At 70.3% G+C, this 23,437-nt stretch carries 20 protein-coding genes and 1 pseudogene; 10 read left to right on the top strand and 11 right to left on the bottom strand.

Going from position 1 to position 23,437, the window contains the following annotated elements; all coding sequences use genetic code 11:
* The first annotated feature begins 1 nt into the window (after window position 1).
* Both ACGFIK_RS19945 and ACGFIK_RS19940 read left to right on the top strand, forming a co-directional pair.
* Window positions 2-1,039, top strand: coding sequence for an ABC transporter ATP-binding protein (locus tag ACGFIK_RS19945; protein ID WP_327024116.1), 1,038 nt, complete (start codon window positions 2-4; stop codon window positions 1,037-1,039).
* A complete protein-coding gene (locus tag ACGFIK_RS19940) occupies window positions 1,032-2,042 on the top strand; it encodes a dipeptide ABC transporter ATP-binding protein (RefSeq protein ID WP_327024117.1) in 1,011 nt (336 codons plus the stop codon). The genes ACGFIK_RS19945 and ACGFIK_RS19940 overlap by 8 nt, the downstream gene beginning before the upstream one ends.
* Before the next feature lie 185 nt (window positions 2,043-2,227).
* On the opposite strand, the gene ACGFIK_RS19935 is transcribed toward ACGFIK_RS19940, so the two are convergent.
* Window positions 2,228-2,575, bottom strand: a complete 348-nt coding sequence (locus ACGFIK_RS19935; protein WP_327027425.1) for a chorismate mutase — start codon at window positions 2,573-2,575, stop codon at window positions 2,228-2,230.
* Between the two features lie 315 nt (window positions 2,576-2,890).
* On the opposite strand from ACGFIK_RS19935, the gene pcrA reads away from it, so the two are divergent.
* Window positions 2,891-5,275, top strand: coding sequence for a DNA helicase PcrA (pcrA, locus tag ACGFIK_RS19930; protein WP_327024118.1), 2,385 nt, complete (start codon window positions 2,891-2,893; stop codon window positions 5,273-5,275).
* Window positions 5,276-5,501: 226 nt separating this feature from the next.
* Window positions 5,502-7,154, top strand: a complete 1,653-nt coding sequence (locus ACGFIK_RS19925; RefSeq protein ID WP_327024119.1) for an ATP-binding cassette domain-containing protein — start codon at window positions 5,502-5,504, stop codon at window positions 7,152-7,154.
* 4 nt (window positions 7,155-7,158) lie between these two features.
* Here the strand turns inward: ACGFIK_RS19925 and ACGFIK_RS19920 are convergent, their stop codons facing one another.
* Window positions 7,159-7,974: a peptidoglycan DD-metalloendopeptidase family protein gene (locus tag ACGFIK_RS19920; protein ID WP_327024120.1), complete on the bottom strand. Its 816-nt coding sequence runs from the start codon at window positions 7,972-7,974 to the stop codon at window positions 7,159-7,161.
* Between the two features lie 276 nt (window positions 7,975-8,250).
* A complete protein-coding gene (locus tag ACGFIK_RS19915) occupies window positions 8,251-8,964 on the bottom strand; it encodes a M23 family metallopeptidase (protein ID WP_327024121.1) in 714 nt (237 codons plus the stop codon).
* Window positions 8,965-9,412: 448 nt separating this feature from the next.
* Between ACGFIK_RS19915 and ACGFIK_RS19910 the strand changes: the two genes are divergently transcribed.
* The 3 genes from ACGFIK_RS19910 (at window position 9,413) to sucD (ending at window position 12,364) form a co-directional block, all read left to right on the top strand.
* Entirely contained in the window at window positions 9,413-9,817 is a 405-nt protein-coding gene (locus ACGFIK_RS19910; RefSeq protein WP_327024122.1) for a cobalamin B12-binding domain-containing protein, read from the top strand.
* Between the two features lie 478 nt (window positions 9,818-10,295).
* Window positions 10,296-11,474, top strand: a complete 1,179-nt coding sequence (sucC, locus tag ACGFIK_RS19905; RefSeq protein ID WP_327024123.1) for an ADP-forming succinate--CoA ligase subunit beta — start codon at window positions 10,296-10,298, stop codon at window positions 11,472-11,474.
* Between the two features lie 2 nt (window positions 11,475-11,476).
* Entirely contained in the window at window positions 11,477-12,364 is an 888-nt protein-coding gene (gene sucD / locus ACGFIK_RS19900) for a succinate--CoA ligase subunit alpha (protein WP_327024124.1), read from the top strand.
* 49 nt (window positions 12,365-12,413) lie between these two features.
* Here the strand turns inward: sucD and ACGFIK_RS19895 are convergent, their stop codons facing one another.
* A complete protein-coding gene (locus ACGFIK_RS19895) occupies window positions 12,414-12,677 on the bottom strand; it encodes a DUF4190 domain-containing protein (RefSeq protein WP_327024125.1) in 264 nt (87 codons plus the stop codon).
* A 156-nt stretch (window positions 12,678-12,833) separates the two neighbouring features.
* Here ACGFIK_RS19895 and ACGFIK_RS19890 point away from each other — a divergent pair, with 156 nt between their 5' ends.
* Window positions 12,834-14,126 carry a DUF6350 family protein gene (locus tag ACGFIK_RS19890; RefSeq protein ID WP_393340590.1) on the top strand — a complete coding sequence of 431 codons (1,293 nt, stop codon included), beginning with the start codon at window positions 12,834-12,836 and terminating at the stop codon, window positions 14,124-14,126.
* A 120-nt stretch (window positions 14,127-14,246) separates the two neighbouring features.
* On the opposite strand, the gene ACGFIK_RS19885 is transcribed toward ACGFIK_RS19890, so the two are convergent.
* Together ACGFIK_RS19885 and ACGFIK_RS19880 are read right to left on the bottom strand one after the other, a co-directional pair.
* On the bottom strand, window positions 14,247-14,981 hold the full coding sequence (locus ACGFIK_RS19885; protein WP_327024127.1) for a DUF4190 domain-containing protein: 735 nt from the start codon (window positions 14,979-14,981) through the stop codon (window positions 14,247-14,249).
* 5 nt (window positions 14,982-14,986) lie between these two features.
* Window positions 14,987-15,286: a CD225/dispanin family protein gene (locus tag ACGFIK_RS19880; protein ID WP_327024128.1), complete on the bottom strand. Its 300-nt coding sequence runs from the start codon at window positions 15,284-15,286 to the stop codon at window positions 14,987-14,989.
* 154 nt (window positions 15,287-15,440) lie between these two features.
* Here ACGFIK_RS19880 and purN point away from each other — a divergent pair.
* Window positions 15,441-16,052: pseudogene (gene purN / locus ACGFIK_RS19875) on the top strand (phosphoribosylglycinamide formyltransferase); the annotation flags it as partial.
* A 3-nt stretch (window positions 16,053-16,055) separates the two neighbouring features.
* Window positions 16,056-17,627, top strand: coding sequence for a bifunctional phosphoribosylaminoimidazolecarboxamide formyltransferase/IMP cyclohydrolase (gene purH / locus ACGFIK_RS19870; RefSeq protein WP_327027426.1), 1,572 nt, complete (start codon window positions 16,056-16,058; stop codon window positions 17,625-17,627).
* Window positions 17,628-17,723: 96 nt separating this feature from the next.
* Here the strand turns inward: purH and ACGFIK_RS19865 are convergent, their stop codons facing one another.
* The 5 genes from ACGFIK_RS19865 to ACGFIK_RS19845 all read right to left on the bottom strand — a co-directional run bounded on the left by ACGFIK_RS19865 (window position 17,724) and on the right by ACGFIK_RS19845 (window position 23,414).
* Window positions 17,724-18,746, bottom strand: a complete 1,023-nt coding sequence (locus ACGFIK_RS19865; protein ID WP_357531918.1) for a dipeptide ABC transporter ATP-binding protein — start codon at window positions 18,744-18,746, stop codon at window positions 17,724-17,726.
* Window positions 18,730-19,770, bottom strand: coding sequence for an ABC transporter ATP-binding protein (locus ACGFIK_RS19860; RefSeq protein WP_327024130.1), 1,041 nt, complete (start codon window positions 19,768-19,770; stop codon window positions 18,730-18,732). The genes ACGFIK_RS19865 and ACGFIK_RS19860 overlap by 17 nt, the downstream gene beginning before the upstream one ends.
* 66 nt (window positions 19,771-19,836) lie before the next feature.
* Window positions 19,837-20,793, bottom strand: coding sequence for an ABC transporter permease (locus ACGFIK_RS19855; RefSeq protein ID WP_327024131.1), 957 nt, complete (start codon window positions 20,791-20,793; stop codon window positions 19,837-19,839).
* Window positions 20,786-21,724 carry an ABC transporter permease gene (locus ACGFIK_RS19850; RefSeq protein ID WP_327024132.1) on the bottom strand — a complete coding sequence of 313 codons (939 nt, stop codon included), beginning with the start codon at window positions 21,722-21,724 and terminating at the stop codon, window positions 20,786-20,788. The genes ACGFIK_RS19855 and ACGFIK_RS19850 overlap by 8 nt, the downstream gene beginning before the upstream one ends.
* Window positions 21,725-21,809: 85 nt before the next feature.
* Window positions 21,810-23,414 carry an ABC transporter substrate-binding protein gene (locus ACGFIK_RS19845; RefSeq protein WP_357531915.1) on the bottom strand — a complete coding sequence of 535 codons (1,605 nt, stop codon included), beginning with the start codon at window positions 23,412-23,414 and terminating at the stop codon, window positions 21,810-21,812.
* Window positions 23,415-23,437 lie beyond the last annotated feature (23 nt).

The raw sequence follows: 23,437 nt of genomic DNA, 5'->3' as shown, positions 1-23,437 counted from the left end.
CATGAGCACTGATGTGAACGTCAAGTTGGACGCGCTGCCGGGTCTGGACCCGAACGCGCTGCCGCTGGAGGTCAAGAACCTGCAGGTGGAGTTCCGCACCCGCAACGGCATCGCCCACGCGGTCAACGGAGTGAGCTTCGACGTGCGGGCCGGCGAGACCCGGGCGATCCTCGGCGAGTCGGGCTGCGGCAAGAGCGTGACCGCTCAGGCGATCATGGGCATCCTGGACACCCCGCCCGGGTTCGTCACCGGTGGAGAGATCCTCTACCGGGGTGTCGACCTGCTGAAGCTGCCCGAGGCGCAGCGCCGCCGGGTCCGGGCCAACCGGATCGCGATGATCTTCCAGGACGCCCTCTCCGCGCTGAACCCGGTCTTCACGGTCGGGTTCCAGCTCGCCGAGCTGTTCCGTAAGCACCGGGGCATGTCCCGCCGGGACGCCAAGGCCCGCGCGGTCGAGCTGCTCGACCTGGTCAAGATCCCGGCGGCGAATCAGCGGGTGAACGACTACCCCCACCAGTTCTCCGGGGGTATGCGCCAGCGCGTGATGATCGCGATGGCGCTGGCACTCGACCCCGAGGTGCTGATCGCCGACGAGCCGACCACCGCGTTGGACGTGACCGTCCAGGCCCAGATCATGGCCCTGCTGGCCGAGCTCCAGCAGGAGCGGAACATGGCCCTGGTGCTGATCACCCACGACATGGGGGTGGTCGCCGACGTGGCGGACCGGATCTCGGTCATGTACGCCGGTCGGGTCATCGAGGAAGCCGGGGTGGACGACATCTACGCCAGCCCGGCCCACCCGTACACCAAGGGTCTGTTGGAGTCGATCCCGCGCCTGGACCTCAAGGGCCAGGAACTCAGCGCCATCAAGGGCCTGCCCCCGGCGCTGACCAACATCCCGCCGGGCTGCGCCTTCAACCCCCGCTGCCGGTACGCACAGGACGTCTGCCGCCAGGACCCGGCGCCGCCGCTGTACCAGGTGACGCCGAGCCGCACGTCGGCCTGCCACTTCTGGAAGGAGGTCAAGGGCGATGAGTGACTTCGTGCTGGAGACCCGCGACCTGGTGAAGCACTTCCCGCTGACCCAGGGGATCGTCTTCAAGAAGCAGTACGGTGCGGTTCGGGCGGTCGACGGGGTCAACCTGCAACTGCGCCGGGGGGAGACCCTCGGGGTCGTCGGCGAGTCCGGCTGCGGCAAGTCGACCCTGGCCCGGATGCTGGTCGGGTTGGAGACGCCGACCTCCGGTGACCTGTTCGTGCAGGGCCGGAACATGGCCAAGGTCGGTGCCGAGGAGCGGCGGCGGGGCCGGCGCAACATCCAGCTGGTGATGCAGGACCCGTACACCTCGCTGAACCCCCGGATGACCGTCGGTGACATCATCGGCGAGCCGTTCGAGGTGCACCCGGACGTGGTGCCCAAGGGGCAGCGGCGGCGGAAGGTGCAGGAGCTGCTGGAGCTGGTCGGTCTCAACCCCGACCACATCAACCGGTACCCGCACCAGTTCTCCGGCGGTCAGCGGCAGCGCATCGGCATCGCCCGGGCCCTGGCGCTCAACCCGGAGATCATCCTCTGTGACGAGCCGGTGTCGGCGCTTGACGTCTCCATCCAGGCCCAGGTGATCAACCTGCTGGAGAAGCTCCAGAACGAGCTGGGTCTGTCGTACATCTTCATCGCCCACGACCTGTCGGTGGTCCGGCACATCGCCGACCGGGTAGCGGTGATGTACCTCGGCAAGATCGTCGAGGTCGGCACCGAGGACGAGATCTACGAGACGCCGACCCATCCGTACACCCAGGCGCTGCTGTCGGCGGTGCCCGTGCCGGACCCGAAGCTGCGGGGCCAGCGGGACCAGATCGTGCTGACCGGCGATGTGCCCTCCCCGGCCAACCCGCCGTCGGGTTGCCGGTTCCGGACCCGCTGCTGGAAGGCGCAGGACATCTGCGCCGAGCAGGAGCCGCTGCTGGAGGTCCGGGACAAGTCCGGCCACCCGAGCGCCTGCCACTTCGCCGAGGTACGCGACGTGGTGCACGCTACGGAGTAGCCGCATAGACGCCGCCGGCCCTGATCATCCGGATGGGACCGGCGGTAAAGGTAGTGCCTCCTCAGTGATCCGGGGCGTCGGCCGTCACCAACGGCCGGCGTCCCGGATTCCTGTCTCCGGCGCAGCGGCCCACCCGGCGTCCGGGTCGGAGCTGCCCGCCGGTCGGGCTGCCCACCGCAGGCCGGTCAGAGCGGTCCTCGGCCGGCGCGCAGGAGCAGCAGGGCGAGCTGGGTGCCGTCGGCGCCGAGGGCGCTGTTGAAGCGCTCCAGGATCTCCTGCTCGCGGGAGAGCACCAGCCGGGTTCCGCCGGAGGCCAGTCGGGTGGCCCCCACCTCGCGGGACAGGGCGGACCGTTCCCGCCACAGCTCGATGAGGGTACGGTCGATCTCGTCGATCCGGGTCCGGATCTCGGCGATCCGGGCGGCGGCCATCGGCTCCGTGGTCCCGGTGCCCGGCTTCACCGCGTCCGTCGCCTCGGCACCGCCGGTGCGGTCGGAAAGGCCGGCGCCGGCCGGGACGCCACTCTGCTCCATCACGTCTGACATCTTCGGGTACCTCTCAAGGTCTGGTGCCCGCTACCCGGATCCCGGGACGATGAAAGCCCCGGGCTCCGTGAGCCCGGGGCTTTCGTAGGTCTGATTGATCAGGCGCGACCCACGGCTGCCGGACTCCCGGTGCCGTAGTAAAAAAAGTAGCAGCGCTGATCGAACACGTCGTCGAGTATGCCCCCCCGGGCCCGGGGGATGCAAGAAAACGACCGGCGCAGCCTGCGAGGATGCGGTTCACCGTGGCCCGTCCTTCACCGCCGGGCGGGGGCTGTCCGGGGGTCGGCATAGACTCGCTCTGCGATGCATCCTCTCTTCGACATCCCCGTGTCCCCGCCGGAGCAACCGCCGCGTCGGGCCGCGCCGAGCGGCCTCGACCCGTTGCAACTCGTGGCCGACCTCAACGGTCCGCAACGGGAGGCGGTGACCCACGCCGGGTCGCCGCTGCTGATCGTCGCCGGTGCCGGTTCGGGCAAGACCCGGGTGCTCACCCACCGGATCGCCTACCTGCTCGCCGCGCGGGAGGTGCACCCCGGCGAGATCATCGCGATCACCTTCACCAACAAGGCCGCCGGTGAGATGAAGGAGCGGGTGGCCGCCCTGGTCGGTCCGCGCGCCCGACTGATGTGGGTCTCCACCTTCCACTCGGCCTGTGTACGGATTCTGCGCGCCGAGCACGAGCACGCCGGCCTGAAGTCGACCTTCTCGATCTACGACGCGGACGACTCCCGTCGGTTGATGCAGATGGTCGCCCGGGAGCTGGATCTCGACCCCAAGCGCTACCCCGCCCGAGGGCTGGCCGCCCAGGTCTCCAACCTGAAGAACGAACTGGTCGATCCGGAGACCTTCGCCGCCCGGGCCTCCGGGCCCAACGAGCGGGCGCTGGCCGAGGCGTACACCCTCTATCAGCGGCGGCTGCGGGAGGCGCACGCCCTCGACTTCGACGACTTGATCATGACGACGGTGCACCTGCTCCAGTCGCACCCGCACGTCGCGGAGAGCTACCGGCGTCGGTTCCGGCACGTCCTGGTCGACGAGTACCAGGACACCAACCACGCGCAGTACGTGCTGATCAAGGAGTTGGTCTCCGGCACCGAGGGGCTGGCACCGGCCGAGCTGTGCGTGGTCGGTGACGCCGACCAGTCGATCTACGCCTTCCGGGGCGCGACCATCCGCAACATCCTGGAGTTCGAGCGCGACTTCGCCGACGCCCGCACCATCCTGCTGGAGCAGAACTACCGCTCCACCCAGACCATCCTGAACGCCGCGAACGCGGTGATCGACCGCAACACCTCCCGCAAACCCAAGCGGCTGTGGAGCGACGCCGGCCAGGGCGAGCCGATCGTGGCGTACGTCGCCGACACCGAGCACGCCGAGGCCGACTGGGTGGCCCGGGAGATCGACCGGCTGGTCGACGCCGACGAGGCCCGGCCGGGGGATGTGGCGGTCTTCTACCGCACCAACGCCCAGTCCCGGGTCTTCGAGGAGGTGTTCATCCGGGTCGGCCTGCCGTACAAGGTCGTCGGCGGGGTGCGCTTCTACGAGCGCAAGGAGGTCCGGGACGCCCTGGCCTACCTGCGCGCCGTGGTCAACGACGACGACACCGTAAGCCTGCGCCGCGTCCTCAACACCCCGCGTCGGGGCATCGGCGAGCGCGCCGAGGCGTGTGTGGAGGCGCTGGCCGCCCGCGACCGGATCTCCTTCGGTGCGGCCCTGCGTCGGGCCAAGGAGGCCCCGGGCATCTCCAGCCGGGCGGCCAACGGCATCGCCGACTTCGTGGCCCTGCTCGACTCCGCCCGGGAGTTGGCCGACGAGGGCACCCCGGAGGAGGTGCTGGAGGCGGTGCTGACCCGCTCGGGATACCTGACCGAGTTGGAGGAGAGCCTCGACCCGCAGGACGTCGGGCGGGTCGACAACCTTCAGGAACTCGTCAGCGTCGCCCGGGAGTACACCGAACGGATCGAGGCGACCGGCGAGGAGGGGGAGCGGGCCACCCTGGCCGGCTTCCTGGAGCAGGTGGCGCTGGTCGCCGACGCCGACCAGGTGCCGACCGACGATCCGGACCACCAGGGGGTGGTCACCCTGATGACCCTGCACACCGCCAAGGGCCTGGAGTTCCCGGTGGTCTTCCTCACCGGCCTGGAGGACGGGGTCTTCCCGCACCTGCGCTCCCTCGGCGACACCCGGGAGCTGGAGGAGGAGCGTCGGCTGGCGTACGTCGGCATCACCCGGGCCCGGCAGCGGCTCTACCTCTCCCGGGCGGTGACCCGGTCGGCCTGGGGGCAGCCCTCCTACAACCCCCCCTCCCGGTTCGTCGAGGAACTGCCCCCGGAACTGGTCCGCTGGGAGCGGACCGAAGGGACGTACACCTCCTGGGGTGGCGGGGGCGGCGGGGTGGGTGGCCGCTCCGAGCGCACCCCCGGCGGGCGTGGCACCTTCACCGGGGGCACCCCCCGGGCGGTGCAGTTGGCCCGCAAGCTCGGGGTGGACGGCAGCCGCCTGGCCACCGCCAGCGACCTGCCGCAGGGGCCGAAGGTCGCCGCCGGGGACCGGGTCAACCACCAGCGGTACGGGTTGGGGCGGGTGGTCACCGTGGAGGGGCACGGCCCCGGTGCCCGGGCCCAGATCGACTTCGGTGACCAGACCCTCTGGTTGGTGCTGCGGCACGCCCCCATCGACAAGCTCTGAGGTCCCGCCCTCGTTGATCAACGAGGGCAACGAGACGAGGTCGTTAGCGGTATCCTCGCAGCATGTATTCGTGCGCCGTCTCGATGAAGCCCTGGTTCCGCCGCTGACGGCGGCAGGGTTTACCGGCTTTCTCTGAGCAAGCTCTGTTCCGCCGTCCTGGGGTCCTGCCGGGCGGCGTGATCGTGCTGCCCGGCTCCATGACGAGCCGAAGAGCAGACAAATGATCGTGAATGAGTTGTATTCCGCCGGCCAACCGCCGGCAGGCCACCGGGCGCACGTACGGGCGGACGGCGTACGGGTGGTGCGGGGCGGGCGGGTCGTGCTGTCCGAGGTCAGCGTCACCGTCTCGGCCCGCTCCCGGCTGGCCATCGTCGGTGAGAACGGCCGGGGCAAGACCACCTTGCTGCACGTCCTGGCCGGGACGATCACACCCGATCAGGGCACGGTGGACCGGGCCGGCACCATCGGCCTGGCCGAGCAGGCCCTCCCGGCGTACGACGGCGAGACGGTGGGCACCCTCGTCGGGGCCGCCACCCGGGAGTCCCGCCGCGCCCTGCGGGCCCTGGACCAGGCGGCGACGGCCCTGACCGAGGGGGTCCGGGGTGCGGACGACGCCTACGCCGCCGCCCTGGACGCGGCCACAAGGCTGGACGCCTGGGACGCGGAGCGTCGGGTCGACATGGCCCTGGCCGGGCTGGACGCCTGCACCGACCGGCAGCGCCCGCTGTCGACCCTGTCGGTGGGTCAGCGCTACCGGGTTCGGCTGGCCTGCCTGCTGGGGGCCCGCTACGACCTGCTGATGCTGGACGAGCCGACGAACCATCTCGACGCCGCAAGCCTGGCGTTCCTCACCGGCCGGCTGCGCGAGCATCCGGGCGGGGTGGTGGTGGTGACGCACGACCGGGCCCTGCTGCGCGACGTGGCCACGGAGTTCCTGGACCTCGACCCCAGCGAGGACGGACGACCGCGGCTGTTCGCCGGCGGGTACGCCGGTTGGCAGGAGGGGCGGCGCCGAGAACGCGAACGCTGGGAGCGGGACTACGAGGCCCAGCAGGTCGAGCATCAGCGGCTGACCGACGCGGTGACTGAGGCCCAGCTTCGGCTGAGCACCGGTTGGCGCCCAGAGAAGGGACACGGCAAACACCAGCGCCAGTCCCGGGCCCCCGGGGTCGTCCAGGCCCTGCGGCGCCGCCAGGAGGACCTCGCCGCCCACCGACTCACCGTGCCGGAGCCGCCCCTGCGGCTGCGCTGGCCCGATCTGAGCACTCGGGGTCGGTCACCTCTCCTGCGCTGTACGGAGGTCACCGTGACCGGGCGGCTGCGTACCCCGGTCACCCTGAGCCTCGACGGCGCGGACCGGCTGTTGGTGACCGGCCCCAACGGGGCGGGCAAGTCCACCCTGCTGGCGGTGCTGGCCAAGGAGCTGACCCCCTCCACCGGGGAGGTGGATCATCTGTCGCGGGCCCGGGTAGCCCTGCTGGGGCAGGAGGTGCCGGCCTGGCCGCCCACCCTCCTGGCGTACGAGCTGTACGACCGGCATGTCGGCCACCTCCAGAGCCGGGGGCGCCTCGGCGAACACGAGCGGCTGCCGCTGACCGCCACCCAGTTGCTCGACCGGGAGGCCCTTCGCACCCCGGTAGGGCGGATGTCGCAGGGGCAGCAACGCCGGTTGAACCTGGCGCTGCGGCTGGCCGAACGGCCGGATCTGCTGCTCCTCGACGAGCCCACCAATCACCTGTCCGCCCCGCTTGTCGACGAGTTGACCGCCGCCCTGCGCCAGACCTCGGCGGCGGTCGTCGTCGCCACTCACGACCGGCAGATGCTCGCCGACCTGGCGGACTGGCCCGCCCTGTCGCTGGCCGACCCAGAGGTGGTCTGACTGGTCAGCAGGCCACCTCGATGCCGCGGGCCCGCAGGAAGGGTGCGGGATCGATCTGATTCCACATCTGCCCCTGGTGCACCTCGAAGTGCAGGTGCGGGCCGGTCGAATCGCCGGTGGAGCCCTCCAGGCCGATGGTCTGCCCGGTGCTGACCTTCTCGCCCACGCTCACCCTGGTGGTGCTCAGGTGGGCGTAGTGGGTCAGGTAGCCGTTGCCGTGGTCGATGACGACGGAGATGCCGTAGCCGTCTCCGACGTCACCGGCCTTGGTGACGGTGCCGCCGAAGGCGGCGCGGACCGGGGTGCCGGCCGGCAGGGCGAAGTCGATACCGGCGTGCAGGGTGCCCCACCGGGGGCCGTAGCAGGAGGTGATGGCGGCACCCGCCATCGGAATCACCCAGCCCGAGGTCGCACTCTTGGTCGGCTTCGGCGCGGCCTTGGTGGCTTTCGGGCTGGCCTTGCTGGCCTTGGGGCTGGGCTTCGCGGTGGGGCTGGCGCTAGCGGTAGGGCTGGGCTCCGCGGTCGGGCTGGCGCTCGGAGTCGGGCTGCCGAGCGCGCTCGCCTCGACCGGTTCCCGGTCCGACCGGTCGGCTCGGGCGGCGGCCTCGGCTCGGGCGGCGGCCTCGGCTTGGGTCTGCGCGTCGAGGGAGACCGGGCTCGGGGTGGGCTGGTCGTCGCGGGTCGACACGGCGACGCCGCCGAGACCGACCAGCGCTACCGCGCCGATGACCAGGCTGCGGTTGCGCCAGCCGATCTGACGCCGGTGCCGGGCCGGAGCGTCGGGGATATTCCGGTACGGGGCGGGGTTCTCGTCCTGCACGGGCAGACCTCACTGGATCGAAGTGGCACGTGACCTCGAAATCCTGGTGTCGATCCGCCTGGCCAGGGGTACCGGGGGTTGACGGGCCGGTACGGCAGGCCCGTTGCGCTGTCCGGGTCTGTCCGCTGCCGGGGCCGACTGACCGGGTCCGTCACCCAGGGTCGATGTGGCATCGGACACAGTCGCCACTGTGGGCTGAGACACTTTCCGGTCCTGCCGGCAGAAGAAAACCGCCCGGATCGACTGATCCGGGCGGTCAACGGGCCTTACTGATGGTCAGGAGTCGGCTACGTCGCTGTAGATTGCCTCGACCTGTAGCTTGATGTCCACTCCGCGCTCCTGCAGCCAGGGCACCGGGTCAAGCGGCGAGCCCTTGACATGGATCTCCAGGTGCAGGTGGGAGCCGTACGAGTGGCCGGTGTTGCCCACCAGGCCGAGCTGGTCACCGGCCTTGACCTGCTGGCCCTCCCGGACACTGAGTGCCGAGGAGTGACCGTAGATCGCCTCGCTGCCGTCGGCGTGCTGGACGATCACGGCGTAGCCGTAGCCGCCGAACCAGCCTGCCTTAGTGACCTTGCCCTCGTGGATCGCCACGTAGGGGGTGCCTTCCGGCGCGACCAGGTCGATGCCGGTGTGCAGCTTGCCCCAGCGCATGCCGTACGGGGAGTTGAAGTCGTAGCCCTGCAGGGGGAGCAGCCAGACACCGGAGTCGGCGACGATCTCCGAAGCCCCCCGGCCGTCCCGGGAGGCGCGGTCCGCGGCGTCGGCGCGGTCCGCCGCACCCTGGCTGCTGATCGACGCCTGCTTCAGCTCGTCCAGCACCGAGGGGTTGACGCTCTTGGCGTCCGGCAGGGCTCCGGCGCCCAGGGCCACCACACCGGCGCCGACGAAGGCGGTGGTGACGACTGCCGCGTAGCGGCTGCGTGGGGGGGTGGGTACGCGGCGGCGGCCGCGATATCGATCGGGCTCAGACGACAGGCGCTGACGCACGCATACCCTCCGTTGTCGGGGTTCCGATGCGGCCTGGCCCCCACCCGGACCGAGATCCCGGTGGTGGCTGGTGCCGCGTCGTCACCCGTCCGTAGACCTGATGACAACCGTGGACACGGTAGCCAACCGTCAGGCGAGCCACAAGCCGGAGCGCCGAATTCACCGCTCCATTCTGTCCCTTTCCGTCCACCATTGTCAGGTCTTTGGGCCTCTCCTGGCTGTCCGGGTCATCATCCTTTCGTAGCGCACCGTGACCGTTCGGCTGAGTCGTCCTCCTTGACGGCTCAGGTGCCCGCAGTGCAGTTCCCGAGGGTGAAAGGGTCCCGCGATTCTCCTCGGGGGTCGGAGGCTGGTGTGCGATCTCTCTCGCCCCGGTTTCCCGGGCCAGGCTGTGCGGGTTACCGTTCGTTCAGGTGATTGCCGCTATGCCGGTGAAAGGGATGCGCAGATGAGCTCTCGTGTTCGGGTCGTCGTCGCCAAGCCAGGCTTGGATGGTCACGACCGTGGCGCAAAGGTGGTGGCCCGGGCTTTGCGGGACGCCGGCATGGAGGTCATCTACACCGGCCTGCACCAGACCCCGGAACAGATCGTGGAGACCGCGATCCAGGAGGACGCGGACGCGGTGGGTCTGTCCGTGCTCTCCGGGGCGCACATGACCCTGTTCCGGCGGGTGCTCGAACTGCTCGACGAGCGCGACGCCCGCGACATCGTGGTCTTCGGGGGCGGCATCATCCCCGACGCCGACCTTCCGGAGCTGGAGCAGCTCGGCGTCGCCAAGATCTTCACCCCGGGCGCGACCACCCAGTCCATCGTGGAGTGGGTGCGGGAGAACGTGGCCCAGCCGGTGGCCTGAGGCCGGGTTCGACCGGCCGGTACGCCGGGACCCGGATGTTCGACGGGCAGAGTGAGGGGCCGGACGCACCCCTCACACGTCCGGCCCCTCTATGCACGATGCCCCGCCGCCACCCCTCGACCGACAGGGCATCGGCCGCTTTCCTGTCCTCGCGCTTTCCAGCGCGCCGACATCTGACTCAACGAAGCCCTGCCGGCGGGGTTACGCACCAGCAGCGAGATCCCTCTGCGGACCGGCCAGATCGCTCGAACGGGTGACCTGGTGCCGGGCCGCCGGGCCGTCGTGGTGCGGGACTTCGGGCAGGCTGTGGATTAGGGCACACCGCGCACCCGCTCGGTTGCCCCTCGTGCCGTCCTCGCTAGGCTGCGCCCAATGGCCTGCTTCAACTTCCACTGATGTCAGGCATCGCACTGTTTTCTTTCCATACGCTGGTGGCGGCGCGACGGTGCGCCGCAGAGACGGGACGGGACGCGCAATCGTGGACCTGTACGAATACCAGGGGCGGGACCTGTTCGAGCGGCACGGTCTGCCCGTGCTCGCCGGCGGCGTCGCAACGACCCCAGAGGAGGCCCGCGCGATCGCCGAACGCCTCGGCGGCCGGGTGGTCGTCAAGGCACAGGTGAAGGTCGGCGGCCGAGGCAAGGCCGGCGGCGTCAAGCTGGCCGAGGGCGCGGAGGAGACGGTGGCCCGGGCCACCGACATCCTCGGCATGGACATCAAGGGTCACACGGTCCACAAGGTCATGATCACGGTGACCGCCGACGTGGCCGAGGAGTACTACTTCTCATACCTGCTCGATCGGGCGAACCGTACCTTCCTCTGCATCGCCAGCGTCGCCGGCGGCATGGACATCGAGCAGGTCGCGGCCGACACCCCGGACAAGGTCGTCAAGGCCCCGATCGACGCGGTCAAGGGCGTGGACGAGGCCAAGGCCCGGGAGATCGTCGAGGCGGCCGGCTTCCCGGCCGAGGTCGCCGACCAGGTCGTCGAGACCGCGGTGGGCTTGTGGCAGGCCTTCGTGGCCGAGGACGCCACCCTGGTCGAGGTGAACCCCCTGGCCAAGACCAAGGACGGCAAGCTGCTGCTGCTGGACGCCAAGGTCTCCCTCGACGAGAACGCCGGCTTCCGGCACCCGGACCACGAGGCCCTGGTCGACCAGGCCACGGTGGACCCGCTGGAGCAGGCCGCCAAGGAGAAGGACCTCAACTACGTCAAGCTCGACGGCGAGGTCGGCATCATCGGCAACGGCGCGGGTCTGGTCATGTCGACCCTCGACGTGGTCGCCTACGCGGGGGAGCGGCACGGCAACGTCAAGCCGGCCAACTTCCTCGACATCGGTGGCGGCGCCAGCGCCGCGGTGATGGCCAACGGTCTGGAGATCGTGCTCTCCGACCCCTCGGTCAAGAGCGTCTTCGTCAACGTCTTCGGCGGCATCACCGCCTGCGACGCGGTGGCCAACGGCATCGTCCAGGCCCTCGACCTGCTCAAGCAGCGCGGCGAGGAAGTCACCAAGCCGCTGGTCGTACGACTGGACGGCAACAACGCCGAGGCGGGTCGGGCGATCCTCGACGGCGCTGACAACCCGCTGATCGAGCGGGTCGACACCATGGACGGCGCGGCCGAGCGGGCCGCCGAGCTGGCGGCTGCGGGGGTCTGATCATGGCAATCTGGCTGACCAAGGACTCGAAGGTCATCGTTCAGGGGATGACCGGTTCCGAGGGTTCCAAGCACACCCGACGGATGCTCGCCGCTGGCACGAACGTCGTCGGTGGGGTCAACCCCCGCAAGGCGGGCAGCACGGTCGACTTCGACGGCACCGAACTGCCGGTGTTCGCCAGCGTCGCCGACGCGATGAAGGAGACCGGTGCGGACGTCACCGTCATCTTCGTACCGCCGCAGTTCACCAAGGGCGCGGTGATCGAGGCGATCGACGCCGAGATCCCGCTGGCCGTGGTGATCACCGAGGGGGTGCCGGTGCACGACACCGCCGCCTTCTGGGCGTACAACGTCGCCAAGGGGGAGCGGACCCGGATCATCGGGCCGAACTGCCCCGGCATCGCCTCGCCGGGCGCCTCCAACGCCGGCATCATCCCGGCCGACATCACCGGCACCGGCCGGATCGGCCTGGTCAGCAAGAGCGGCACCCTGACCTACCAGATGATGTACGAGCTGCGCGACATCGGCTTCTCCACCTGCGTCGGCATCGGCGGTGACCCGATCATCGGGACCACCCACATCGACGCCCTGGCCGCCTTCGAGGCGGACCCGGACACCGACGCGATCGTGATGATCGGTGAGATCGGTGGTGACGCCGAGGAGCGGGCGGCCGAGTTCATCAAGGCCAACGTCACCAAGCCGGTGGTCGGCTACATCGCCGGCTTCACCGCGCCCCCCGGCAAGACCATGGGCCACGCCGGTGCGATCATCTCCGGCTCGGCGGGCACCGCCGACGCCAAGAAGGCGGCACTGGAAGCGGTCGGCGTCAAGGTCGGCAAGACGCCGACCGAGACCGCCAAGCTGATGCGGGAGCTGATGTCCGGTCGCTGACCGGAGGACCGCTGAACCGCGCTGAGGGGCTGACCGGTCGGTCGGCCCCTCAGCGGTTCCAGTACGGGTAGTTCCCGGTGGCCTGCAGGACCAGGCTGAGCACGATGTTGAGCACACCCAGGCCGATCGCCACGTAACCCAGCACCGGGGACTGGCGGAAGCGCCGCGCGTCACGGATCGACAGCCAGCCGAAGATGATGCCGAGGATGCCGCAGCAGAGCAGGCCCGTGACGATCCCCAGCACCCCCCAGAGGGTGGTGCGGTCCCGGCCGGCCGGCGGTGGTGGCGGGGGCGGCGGATAAGCAGTGGACACGGCTTCCTCCGAACGCTAGTCGCCGCGAGGTGTCACGGCTGCCTGGTGCCGAGGCTAGAGCAGGACCCGCGGTGCCACGCGGAATTGGGCAACTGATGATCCGGGTGGCGTGGTGTCGGACAGCCGACCGCGGCGCGGCATGCCAGAGTAGAACCGATGTCATCCGTCACCCCTGACCAGCCCCGGCGGGCCCACGAAGCCCGGGAGGCCGGCGACCGGCCGCCCGGTCGTGCCGGCCCGCCGCGTCGGGTGCCGTCCCCCCGTGGTCAGACCACCGGTCGAAACCACGCCCCGCTGGTGATCGCCGCCCTGGTGGCCGCCGGTGGTGCCGCCCTGACCTCCTGGCTCCCGGTGGCCTTCGTGATCTGGTTGTTCCAGCTCAGCGAGGGTGCCGCCAGCCTGCTAGGTGCGGTACGCGCGGGCACGGCCGGGTGGCTGCTGGGCCACGGGGTGCCCCTGGACACCGCCACCGGTCCGCTGGGCCTGGTGCCGCTGGCGGTCACCGCCCTGGCCCTGTGGCGGTTGTCCCGGGCCGGGGTGCATGTCACCCGTGCCATCGGCGCCCGAGGCAGCCGGTCACCGGGCCGGACCCTGGTCGCCGCGGTCGCGGTCGGGGTCGCGTACGCCCTGTTGGGGGTGCTGGGGGCGTTGCTGGTCGGGGCCGGCGGCATGAATGTGTCGGCCGTGCGGGCCGGGCTGACCCTCGGCCTGCTCGGCCTGCTGGCCGCCGGGGTCGGAGCGGCCCGCACCAGCGGGGTCTCCGAACTGCTCGCGGCCCGGACCCCGAAGCCCTTGCGGGAGGGGGCCCAGGCGGGGCTGGTGGCCGGGTTGGTGCTGCTCGGGGTGGGTGCGGCCGTGGCCGGGCTGGCGGTGGCGACCGGCGGGGGTGACGCGGCCGACCTGATCGGCGCGTACCGCACCGGGGTGGCCGGTCAGGCCGGCATCACCCTGGTGAGTCTGGCCTACGCCCCCAACGCCACCGTCTGGGCCACCAGCTACCTGCTGGGTCCCGGTTTCGCGGTCGGCACGGACACCGCGGTACGGACCAGCGAGGTGGCCGTCGGAGCGCTGCCGGCCATACCGTTGTTCGCCGGACTGCCCGGTGGGCCGGTGGACGGCTTCTGGTCGGTGTCAATCCTGGCCCTGCCGGCCCTGGTGGGGATGGTCGTCGGCGGGTTGCTCGCCCGTCGGCTGCTCCGCGGGGTCATGGCCCAGCGGACGACCCTGAGCTGGGGGACCCTGTTCCTGTCGGCCGTGTCGACCGGGCCGGTGACCGGGCTGCTGATGGGGGTGGCCGCCCAGGCCTCCCGAGGGCCGCTGGGTGGGGGGCGGCTGGCCGACCTCGGCCCGGTCGGTTGGCAGGTGGCCCTCGCCTCGACTCTGGTCATCGGTGCCGGCGCGGTGCTCGGCGCCGCCGCCGTTCGCTGGCTGGCCCGGGCAGCCGCCTGACGACGGAAGGCGGAGGCTGTCGCCACCGCCTTCCGCGGGTCCGGCGCGGATCGCTCAGCCCGGTGGGCAGACGGCTGAGGGGCGTCCCGGTGATCCGGAACGCCCCTCGATGCGTGGTGCTCAGAGTTGTGTCGGCAGGCTGATATTGATCACCAGCAGCACGATCTGGAGCAGGCCGAGCAGCACCCCGACACCACCGCAGATCATGCCGGCCAGCGCCTGCCCCGAATTGCTGGCCAGACCCTGGTCGGCCTTCTGCTTGCCCAGCCACCCGGTGATCAGCGCGGCCGCGCCCAGCGGAATGCCGAGATAGCAGCAGAACAGCGGAATCGCCGCGATGCCGAGGATCATCGAGACCAGGCCTAGGGTGTTCTGCTGGCCACCCGGGGCGGCGAAGCCGGCCTGCGGGTACATCGGTCCGCCACCGTACGACTGCTGTGCCGCGTACGGGTCGCCGTAGGGCTGGCCCGACATCGGCGGCTGTCCGTAGGTCGGCTGCCCATAGGCGGGCTGCCCGTAGTTCGGCTGCCCGTAGGCCGGGGGCTGGTTGGCCGGCGGCGAGGAGTACGGATCGTGCGGCGCCGGGGAGTACGGAGCGTGCGGCGCCGGGGACACCGGCGGAGGGGAGGAGACCGGCTGCTGACCGTACGGATCAGCCGGGGCCGACTCGGACGGCGCGTACGGATCCGCCGCCGGGCTGTACGGATCCACCGGCGGGGTGTACGGGTTGGCCGGCGGCGGGGCGTACGGGTTGGCCGGCGGCGGAGAGTACGGATTGGCGGGCGGCGAGGAGGTCGGGTCGCCGTATGGCGGCTGCTGGCCGTACGGGTCCTGACCGGGGTTACCAGGCTGCATCCGGATCAGTAGCTCATCGCGGTGCTGCTGTTGAGCGCGCCGACCAGGCTGCTGCCCACGCAGCACACCAGGATGATCGCGATCCAGGCGATGCCGACGATCAGGGCCCACTTGGACCACTTCTTCGACTCGGCCGAGGCGGCCTGGGCACCGGCGTAGTCACCCTGCTGGAGCAGTGTGTTGACCTTCGAGGCGTTGATGAGCGCGGGGATGGCCAGCGGCCAGAAGAGGAAGATCGCGACGATCGACATCGTCATGTTGTTGTCGATCTGCTGAGGCGGTTGCGAGGGGTATCCGGGCTGCATCTCGATGTGCTCCTCAGGTTGCGTTCACTGACGGGTGCGGGCCGGACGCGCGCCGGGCCCGAGCGACCGGCAGCGTACCTGGTCCACGCCAATTCGGCAGTTGCCGATCCGGTTGCGCCCAGCGTCCGGACCTCGGTCGGGGGCCGGATAGGGTGTGCCGGTGAACGAGCCCGCCCGCATCGTCGTCCTGATCTCCGGCTCCGGAAGTAACCTTCAGGCCCTGCTGGACGCGACCGCCGACCAGGCGTACGGAGCCCGGGTGGTCGCGGTGGGTGCGGACCGTGACGGCATCGCCGGGCTGGACCGGGCGGTCGCCGCGGGGGTGCCGACCTTCGTGGAGCGGGTCGCCGACCATCCGACCCGGGAGCAGTGGGACGCCGCGCTCACCGACCGGGTCGCCGAGCACCGACCCGACCTGGTCATCTCGGCCGGTTTCCTCAAGCTGGTCGGCGCGCGTTTCCTGGCCGCCTTCGGCGACCGCTACCTCAACACCCACAACACCCTGTTGCCGGCCTTCCCCGGTATCCACGGCCCGCGTGACGCCCTCGCCTACGGGGTGAAGGTCACCGGGGCGACCCTCTTCTTCGTCGACGCCGGAATGGACACCGGCCCGATCGTCGCTCAGGTGGCGGTGCCCGTCCTCGACGACGACGACGTCGACACCCTCACCGAGCGCATCAAGGAAGCCGAGCGGCAGCAACTCGTCGAGCAGGTGGGCCGACTGGTCCGCGAGGGCTGGACGATCACCGGAAGAAAGGTCACAGTTGGAGTGAGTTCCATCCATGACGGGCGCCGCCCGATCCGGCGGGCACTGGTCAGCGTCTACGACAAGACCGGGCTGGTCGAGTTGGCCCAGGCGCTGCACACCGCCGGTGTGGAGATCGTCTCCACCGGCAGCACCGCCTCGACGATCGCCGGCGCCGGGGTACCGGTGACCCCGGTGGAGCAGGTGACCGGCTTTCCGGAGATCCTCGACGGCCGGGTGAAGACCCTGCACCCGAAGATCCACGGCGGGCTCCTCGCCGACCTGCGCAAGGACACCCACACCGCCCAGTTGGACGAGCACGGCATCGCCGGGATCGACCTGCTGGTGTCGAACCTGTACCCCTTCCAGGCCACGGTCGCCTCCGGCGCGAGCCAGGACGAGTGTGTCGAGCAGATCGACATCGGTGGCCCGGCGATGGTGCGGGCCGCCGCCAAAAACCACGCCTCCGTGGCGGTGGTGACCGATCCGGCCGCGTACCCCCTGCTGCTGGCCGCCCTCGACGAGGGTGGCTTCACCCTGGCGCAGCGCCGGGCCCTGGCCGCCCGCGCCTTCGCCGACATCGCCGAGTACGACGTGGCCGTCGCCGACTGGTTCGCCACCACCCTGGTCCCCGCCGCCGAGGGGTGGCCGCAGTTCGCCGGGCTGGCCCTGCGCCGCCAGGCGGTGCTGCGCTACGGCGAGAACCCGCACCAGGGGGCGGCCGTCTACGCCGACCCGGCCAGCCCGGCCGGGCTGGCCCAGGCCGAGCAGTTGCACGGCAAGGAGATGTCGTACAACAACTACGTCGACGCCGACGCCGCCTGGCGGGCCGCGAACGACTTCGCCGACCAGCCGGCGGTGGCCATCATCAAGCACGCCAACCCGTGCGGCATCGCGGTCGGCACGGACGTGGCCGACGCCCACCGCAAGGCCCACGCCTGCGACCCGGTCTCCGCCTTCGGCGGGGTCATCGCGGTGAACCGGCCGGTCTCGGTCGAGCTGGCCGGGCAGATCGCGGAGATCTTCACCGAGGTCGTGGTGGCCCCCGGGTACGAGCCCGGTGCGGCCGAGGTGCTCCAGGCCAAGAAGAACATCCGGTTGCTGCGGGCGCCGGAGTTCCGGCCGCAGTCGGCCGAGTGGCGGCAGGTCACCGGCGGGGTACTGGTGCAGCAGCGCGACGCGATCGACGCAGGCGGCGACGACCCGGCGACCTGGCGGCTGGCCACCGGCGAGGCGGCCGACGAGGCCACCCTGGCCGACCTGGCCTTCGCCTGGCGGGCCGTACGCGCGGTCAAGAGCAACGCCATCCTGCTGGCCCGCGACGGTGCGACCGTGGGTGTCGGCATGGGTCAGGTCAACCGGGTCGACTCGGCCCGCCTGGCGGTCAGCCGGGCCGGTGCCGACCGGGCCGGCGGGGCGGTAGCGGCCTCGGACGCCTTCTTCCCCTTCGCGGACGGCCCGCAGATCCTCATCGACGCCGGCATCCGGGCCATCGTGCAGCCCGGCGGCTCGATCCGCGACGAGGAGGTGATCGCCGCCTGCAAGCAGGCCGGGGTCACCATGTACCTGACCGGCACCCGCCACTTCTTCCACTGACCTCCGGCGCCGCCCGGCGTCCCGGCACCGCCCGGCGGTGCCCGATGTTAAGAAGGGTCCCTTCCTCTACGCGAGGCGTTAGGAAGGGGCCCTTCCTTACTCCCGGAGGGCGGCGAAGTGGCAGGCGGAGGGGTGCGGGTCGGCCGCCCGGGGTACCGCCTGCGGATCCTCGATCGCGCAGATCTCCTGCGCCTTCCAGCAGCGGGTGCGGAAGTGGCAGCCGCTCGGCGGGTCGGCCGGGCTCGGCACGTCGCCGGTCAGCCGGATGATGTCCCGGCGGTCCCGGGCCTCCGGGTCGGGCAGCGGTGCGGCGGAGAGCAGCGCCTGGGTGTACGGATGGGTGGCCCGTTCGTAGATCTGCTCCTCGGTGCCGATCTCCACGATCCGACCGAGATACATCACCGCGATCCGGTCGGAGATGTGCCGGACCACGGACAGGTCGTGGGCGATGAAGATGTACGACAGGCCGAACTCGTCCTGGAGTTCCTCCAACAGGTTGATCACCTGGGCCTGGATGGAGACGTCCAGCGCGGAGACCGGCTCGTCGCAGACGATCACCTCGGGGCGCAGGGCCAGGGCCCGGGCGATGCCGATGCGCTGCCGCTGTCCCCCGGAGAACTGGTGCGGGTACCGGTTGATGTGTTCCGGGTTGAGCCCGACCACGTCGAGCAGTTCCTGGACCCGTTGCTGCCGGCTGCCCTTCGGCGCCGCCTCCGGGTGGATCTCGAAGGGCTCGCCGATGATGTCGCCGACCGTCATCCGGGGGTTCAGGGAGGTGTACGGATCCTGCATGACCATCTGCATGTTGCGCCGGATCCGGCGCAGTTCGCCCCCGGAGGCGGCGAACAGGTCGCGTCCGGCCAGGGTGGCCCGCCCGGCGGTCGGGCGTTCCAGCCGCATCAGCAGGCGGGCCAGGGTGGACTTGCCGCAGCCGGACTCACCGACGATGCCCAGGGTCTCGCCCCGCTGCAGGGTGAAGCTGACCCCGTCGACCGCCTTGACCGCGCCGACCTTCCGTTTGAACAGCACTCCCCGGGTGATGGGGAAGTGCTTGACCACCTGGTCGACGTCGAGGATCTTCTCGCCCCGGACGGTGGCGGGGTCAGCTGGCGCGGTCATCGTGCACCTCCTGCGCGAAGTGGCAGGCGCTGGTCCGGCCGTCTGCGAGGACCAGGTCGTGCGGCACCACGTCGACACAGACCTGCTGCACGTACGGGCAGCGGGGGTGGAAGGGGCAGCCGCCGGGGATGCGCATCAGGTTGGGGGGGAGCCCCGGGATGGTGGAGAGTTTCCCGCCGCGCTGGTCCAGGCGGGGAATCGATTCCAGCAACCCCTTGGTGTACGGGTGGGCGGGCGCCCGGTACAGCGGACGGACCTGGGCGTGCTCGACGATGCGGCCGGCGTACATGACCGCGATCCGGTCCGCCACGTCGGCGACCACCCCCAGGTCGTGGGTGATCAGGATCATCGCCATGTCCAGGTCGCGCCGCAGGTCGGCGAGCAGATCCATGATCTGGGCCTGCACGGTGACGTCCAGGGCGGTGGTCGGCTCGTCGGCGATCAGCACCTTGGGTTCCATGGCCAGCGCCATCGCGATCATCACCCGTTGGCGCATACCCCCGGAGAACTGGTGCGGGTAGTCGCCCAGCCGACCGGCCGCCCCCGGGATCTGCACCAGCTCCATCAGCTGCACCGCGCGACGGCGGGCGTCGGCCCGGGACATGCCGAGCCGTAGGCGCAGGGTCTCGCCGATCTGCCAGCCCACCGGGAAGACCGGGTTCAGCGCGGACAGGGCGTCCTGGAAGATCATCGCGATCTCCTTGCCCCGTACCTGCCGGCGCTGCTCCTCCGGCAGGGCCAGCAGGTCCCGGCCCTGGTAGTAGATCTCGCCGCAGCGGATGTTCGCCGGCGGAATGTCCAGGATGCCCATGATGGCCTGGGCGGTGACGGACTTGCCGGAGCCGGACTCGCCCAGCACGGCCAGGGTCTCCCCGGGGTCCAGGTGATAGCTGACCCCGTTGATCACCTTGGCCACCCCCTCCCCGGTACGGAACTCGATGTGCAGATCCCGTACCTCGAGCAGGTGGCCGCCGCCGGGGGGTGTCGGGGAGGCTGGCGTCGGCTCGACCGTGTGCTGACTCATGGCTGTGCTGGCCTTTCGCTCGCGACTGCGGGGCTCGCTGCGCTCACTCCTCGCGCTCGCACGGCGTCACCGCAGTTTCGGGTCGAAGGCGTCGCGGATCGCGTCGCCGAGCATGATGAACGCCAACACGGTCAGGGCCAGGAAGGTCGACGGGACCACCAGGGGGGTGGCCGACTCCCGCATGTGCACCCGACCGTTGTTGATGTCGATGCCCCAGGAGATGGTGGGTTCCTTCAGCCCGATCCCGAGGAACGACAGGGTCGCCTCGGCGGCGATGAACGAACCCAGGGCGATGGTCAGCACCACGATCGCCGGGGCCAGCGCGTTCGGCAGGATGTGCCGCCACATGATCCGGCCGTTGCCGGCGCCGAGCATCCGGGCCGCGGCCACGTAGTCCTGCTGCCGGGCGGTGATCACCGAGGAGCGGACCACCCGGGCGGTCGTGGTCCAGCCGAGCACCGCCAGCACGAAGATGACCGAGGCCAGTCGTACCGTGGCGCTGTCGCTGGCCACCCGCTTGAGCAGGACGATCGCGGCCAGCAGCAGCGGGATGCCGAGCACGATGTCGACGATCCGGGACAGCACCGCGTCGACCCAGCCGCCGAAGTAGCCGGCCAGCATTCCCACGACCAGCGCGACCACTCCGGTGAGCAGGGCCGAGAGGGCGCCGACCAGCAACGAGGCCCGGGCCCCGTAGACCGCCCGGGCGTACGTGTCGCAGCCCTGGAAGTCGTACCCGAACAAGGCCCCGCCCGAGGGGGCGGCATGCTGGCGGGCCAGTACGCAGTCCGCCGGGTCGTTGCGGGTGAACAGCCCGGGGGCGACCGCCATCGCGGTGATCAGCAGCACCAGCAGCAGGCTGATCCAGAAGATGGGTTTGCGGCGCAGGTCCCGCCAGGCGTCGCCGGCCAGGCTGCGGGGCTTGTTGGGCTGGCCGATCCGACCCGGGGTACGCGGATCGCCGGACACCCCCCGTCGGGCGTCCTGGTTCTCCGTGGACGCCACCGTTTCGAAGTCACTCATACCGGATCCTCGGGTCGAGTACGGCGTACAGGATGTCCACCACCAGGTTGGAGACGAGGTAGACCACGACGAGCACGCTGACGATGCCCACCACCAGGGGGCCGTCCTCGGTGCGGATGCCACGGAAGAGGTTGAAGCCGACGCCGGGGATGTTGAACACCCCTTCGGTGATGATCGCGCCGCTCATCAGGTTGCCCAGTTCCACCCCGAGGAAGGTGATCACCGGGATCAGCGAGTTGCGCAGCACGTGCACGCTCACCACCCGTCGCCTCGGCAGGCCCTTGGACCGGGCGGTACGCACGTAGTCGGCGCGCAGGTTCTCCGCCACCGAGGTACGGGTCAGCCGCAGCGCGGTGGCCAGGGAGAGGGAGCCGAGCACGAGGCCGGGCAGCAGCAGGGCGTAGAAGTCCGGGTCGGCTCCGGAGGTGGCCGGGAAGAGTTGCCACTTGACGCCCAGGAGGTACTGCGCGAGGGGGGCCAGCACGATGGTCGGGATGCCGAGCACCAGCAGGGTCAGCAGCAGGGTGGAGTTGTCGAAGATGCTGCCCCGCCGGATGCCGGCGAGCACCCCCGCGGTGACCCCGAAGATGACGGCTACCGCTATGGCGATGAGGGCCAACTTGATGGTGACCGGCCAGGCGTTGGCCAGGATCTCCCCGATGGACCGGCCGGTCAGCGACTCGCCCAGGTCGCCCCGGACCAGGTTCTTCAGATAGTCGAAGTAGCGGTAGAAGAAGCCGCCGACACCGGTCGCGTCCAGGTGGTACTTCTCGGTCAGGTACGCCCGCTGGGCGGCGGTGACGGGACGCTCGCCGGCCAGGGCCTGGATCGGGTCGCCCTGACCGGCGAACATCAGGGCGTAGACGATCAGGGTGGTGCCGAAGAAGGCCACGACCATCTGGAGCAGCCGCCGCACGATGAAGCGGAACATACTTGGCAGTCTCCCTGAAAAAGGGCGAATGCCGTGGCGGGTCGGGTCATCACGCGATGACCCGACCCGCCTTTTCCTGCCTGGGTTACTTGACGACCTCGATCTTGAGCAGGTCGACCCGGTCGAAGACGTCCACCTCGACGTTCTTCACCTTGGTCGAGTGCCCGAAGTTGTTCTGACCGAACCGCAGCGGCACCACCGGCATGTCCTGGGCCAGCAGGTCCTCGGCGGCCTGGTACTTCTTGATCGCCTCTTCCTCGCTGGAGGCGCTGACCCCCTCGGCGAGCAGCTTGTCGAACTCGGGGTTGCTGTAGCCGTAGTAGTTCGACGAGCCGTTGCTGCTGAACAGCGGGCCCAGGTAGTTCTCCATGGAGGGGTAGTCCATGACCCAGCCCATCCGGAACAGGCCCACCGACTGCTTGTCCTTGACCTTGGTCAGCAGGTCGGCGAACTTCGGCTCGGCGTTGCCGACGCACTCCACGCCCAGGTTGGCCTTGAGCTGGTTGCAGGTGGCGTCGATCCAGTCCTTGTGACCACCGTCGCCGTTGTACGACAGGGTGATCTTCGAGGGGCCACCGGCGGCCTCGTACAACTCCTTGGCCTTGACCGGGTCGAACTCACCGGCGGTGCCGATGGTGTTGTCCCGGTACCCGGCCACGACCGGCGAGACGAACGAGCGGGCCGGCTGCTGGGAGTCCTTGAAGATCGACTTGGTGATCTCCTCGCGGTCGATCGCCATCGAGATGGCCTTGCGCACGTCCGGGTTGCTGAACTCGTCCTGGAAGGTGGGGAAGGCCAGGAAGTGCAGCGAGGAGGCCGGGGTCTGCCGGAACCGGTCACCCAGGTCGACGGAGGCCGTCGACAGGTTCTCGGTGGGGATGGTCTTGATCACGTCCAGGTTGTCCGACAGCACATCCGCGTACGCGGCGGTGAGCTGCTGGTAGATCCGGAACTCGACACCGGCCACCTTCGGCTGCTCGCCGGGGAAGGCGTCGTACCGCTCGACCTCGACCTTGGCGTCGTGCTGCCAGGTGCCCTTCATCTTGAACGGGCCCTGACCGATCGGCGCCTGCTCGTACCCCTCGGCCAGCACCCCGGGGGCGGAGAAGGCGGCCTTCGGCAGGGGGTAGAAGGCGGTGTACCCGAGGATCGACTTGAACTCGCTGTACGGCTGGGACAGGGTGACCGTGAAGGTCTGGTCGTCGACCTTCTTCAGCCCGCTGAGGGTGGTGGCCTTGGGGGTCTCGCCCTGCAGGTCCTCGTAGCCGGCGATCTTCTCGAAGAAGTAGCTGGAGTTCTGCCCGTTGGGGGCGTACGCGCCGTAGTTCCAGGCGTCGATGTAGTTGTCGGCGGTGACTTTCTCGCCGTTGTGGAAGGTGTAGCCGTCCTTGAGCTTCACGGTCCAGGTGGTGTTGTCCTCGGACGTGATCGACTCGGCCGCCACCTCGTACGGCTTGTGCGCTGCGTCATAGTCGACCAGCGGGCTGAACAGGGCCGACAGCACCTGGGAGCCGCTGGTCTCGTTGGTGTTGGTCGGCACCAGGTGTTGCGGCTCGGCGATCTCGATCCGCACGGCCGCATGGGGGTCGCTCTCGCCGGACCCACTGCCGCCACCCGAGCCACAGGCCACCAGGCCCAGGGTCACCGCGAGCGGGATAGCGGTCCAGGCCGCGAGCCTACGAACACGCATCAGGCCTCCTCATCTCCTTACGC

The organism is Micromonospora sp. NPDC048871, from assembly GCF_043198155.1.
Classification (GTDB): Bacteria; Actinomycetota; Actinomycetes; order Mycobacteriales; family Micromonosporaceae; genus Micromonospora.
Note: the sequence above shows the minus strand (reverse complement) of the source record. Positions and strands in the feature narration are given on the sequence as shown.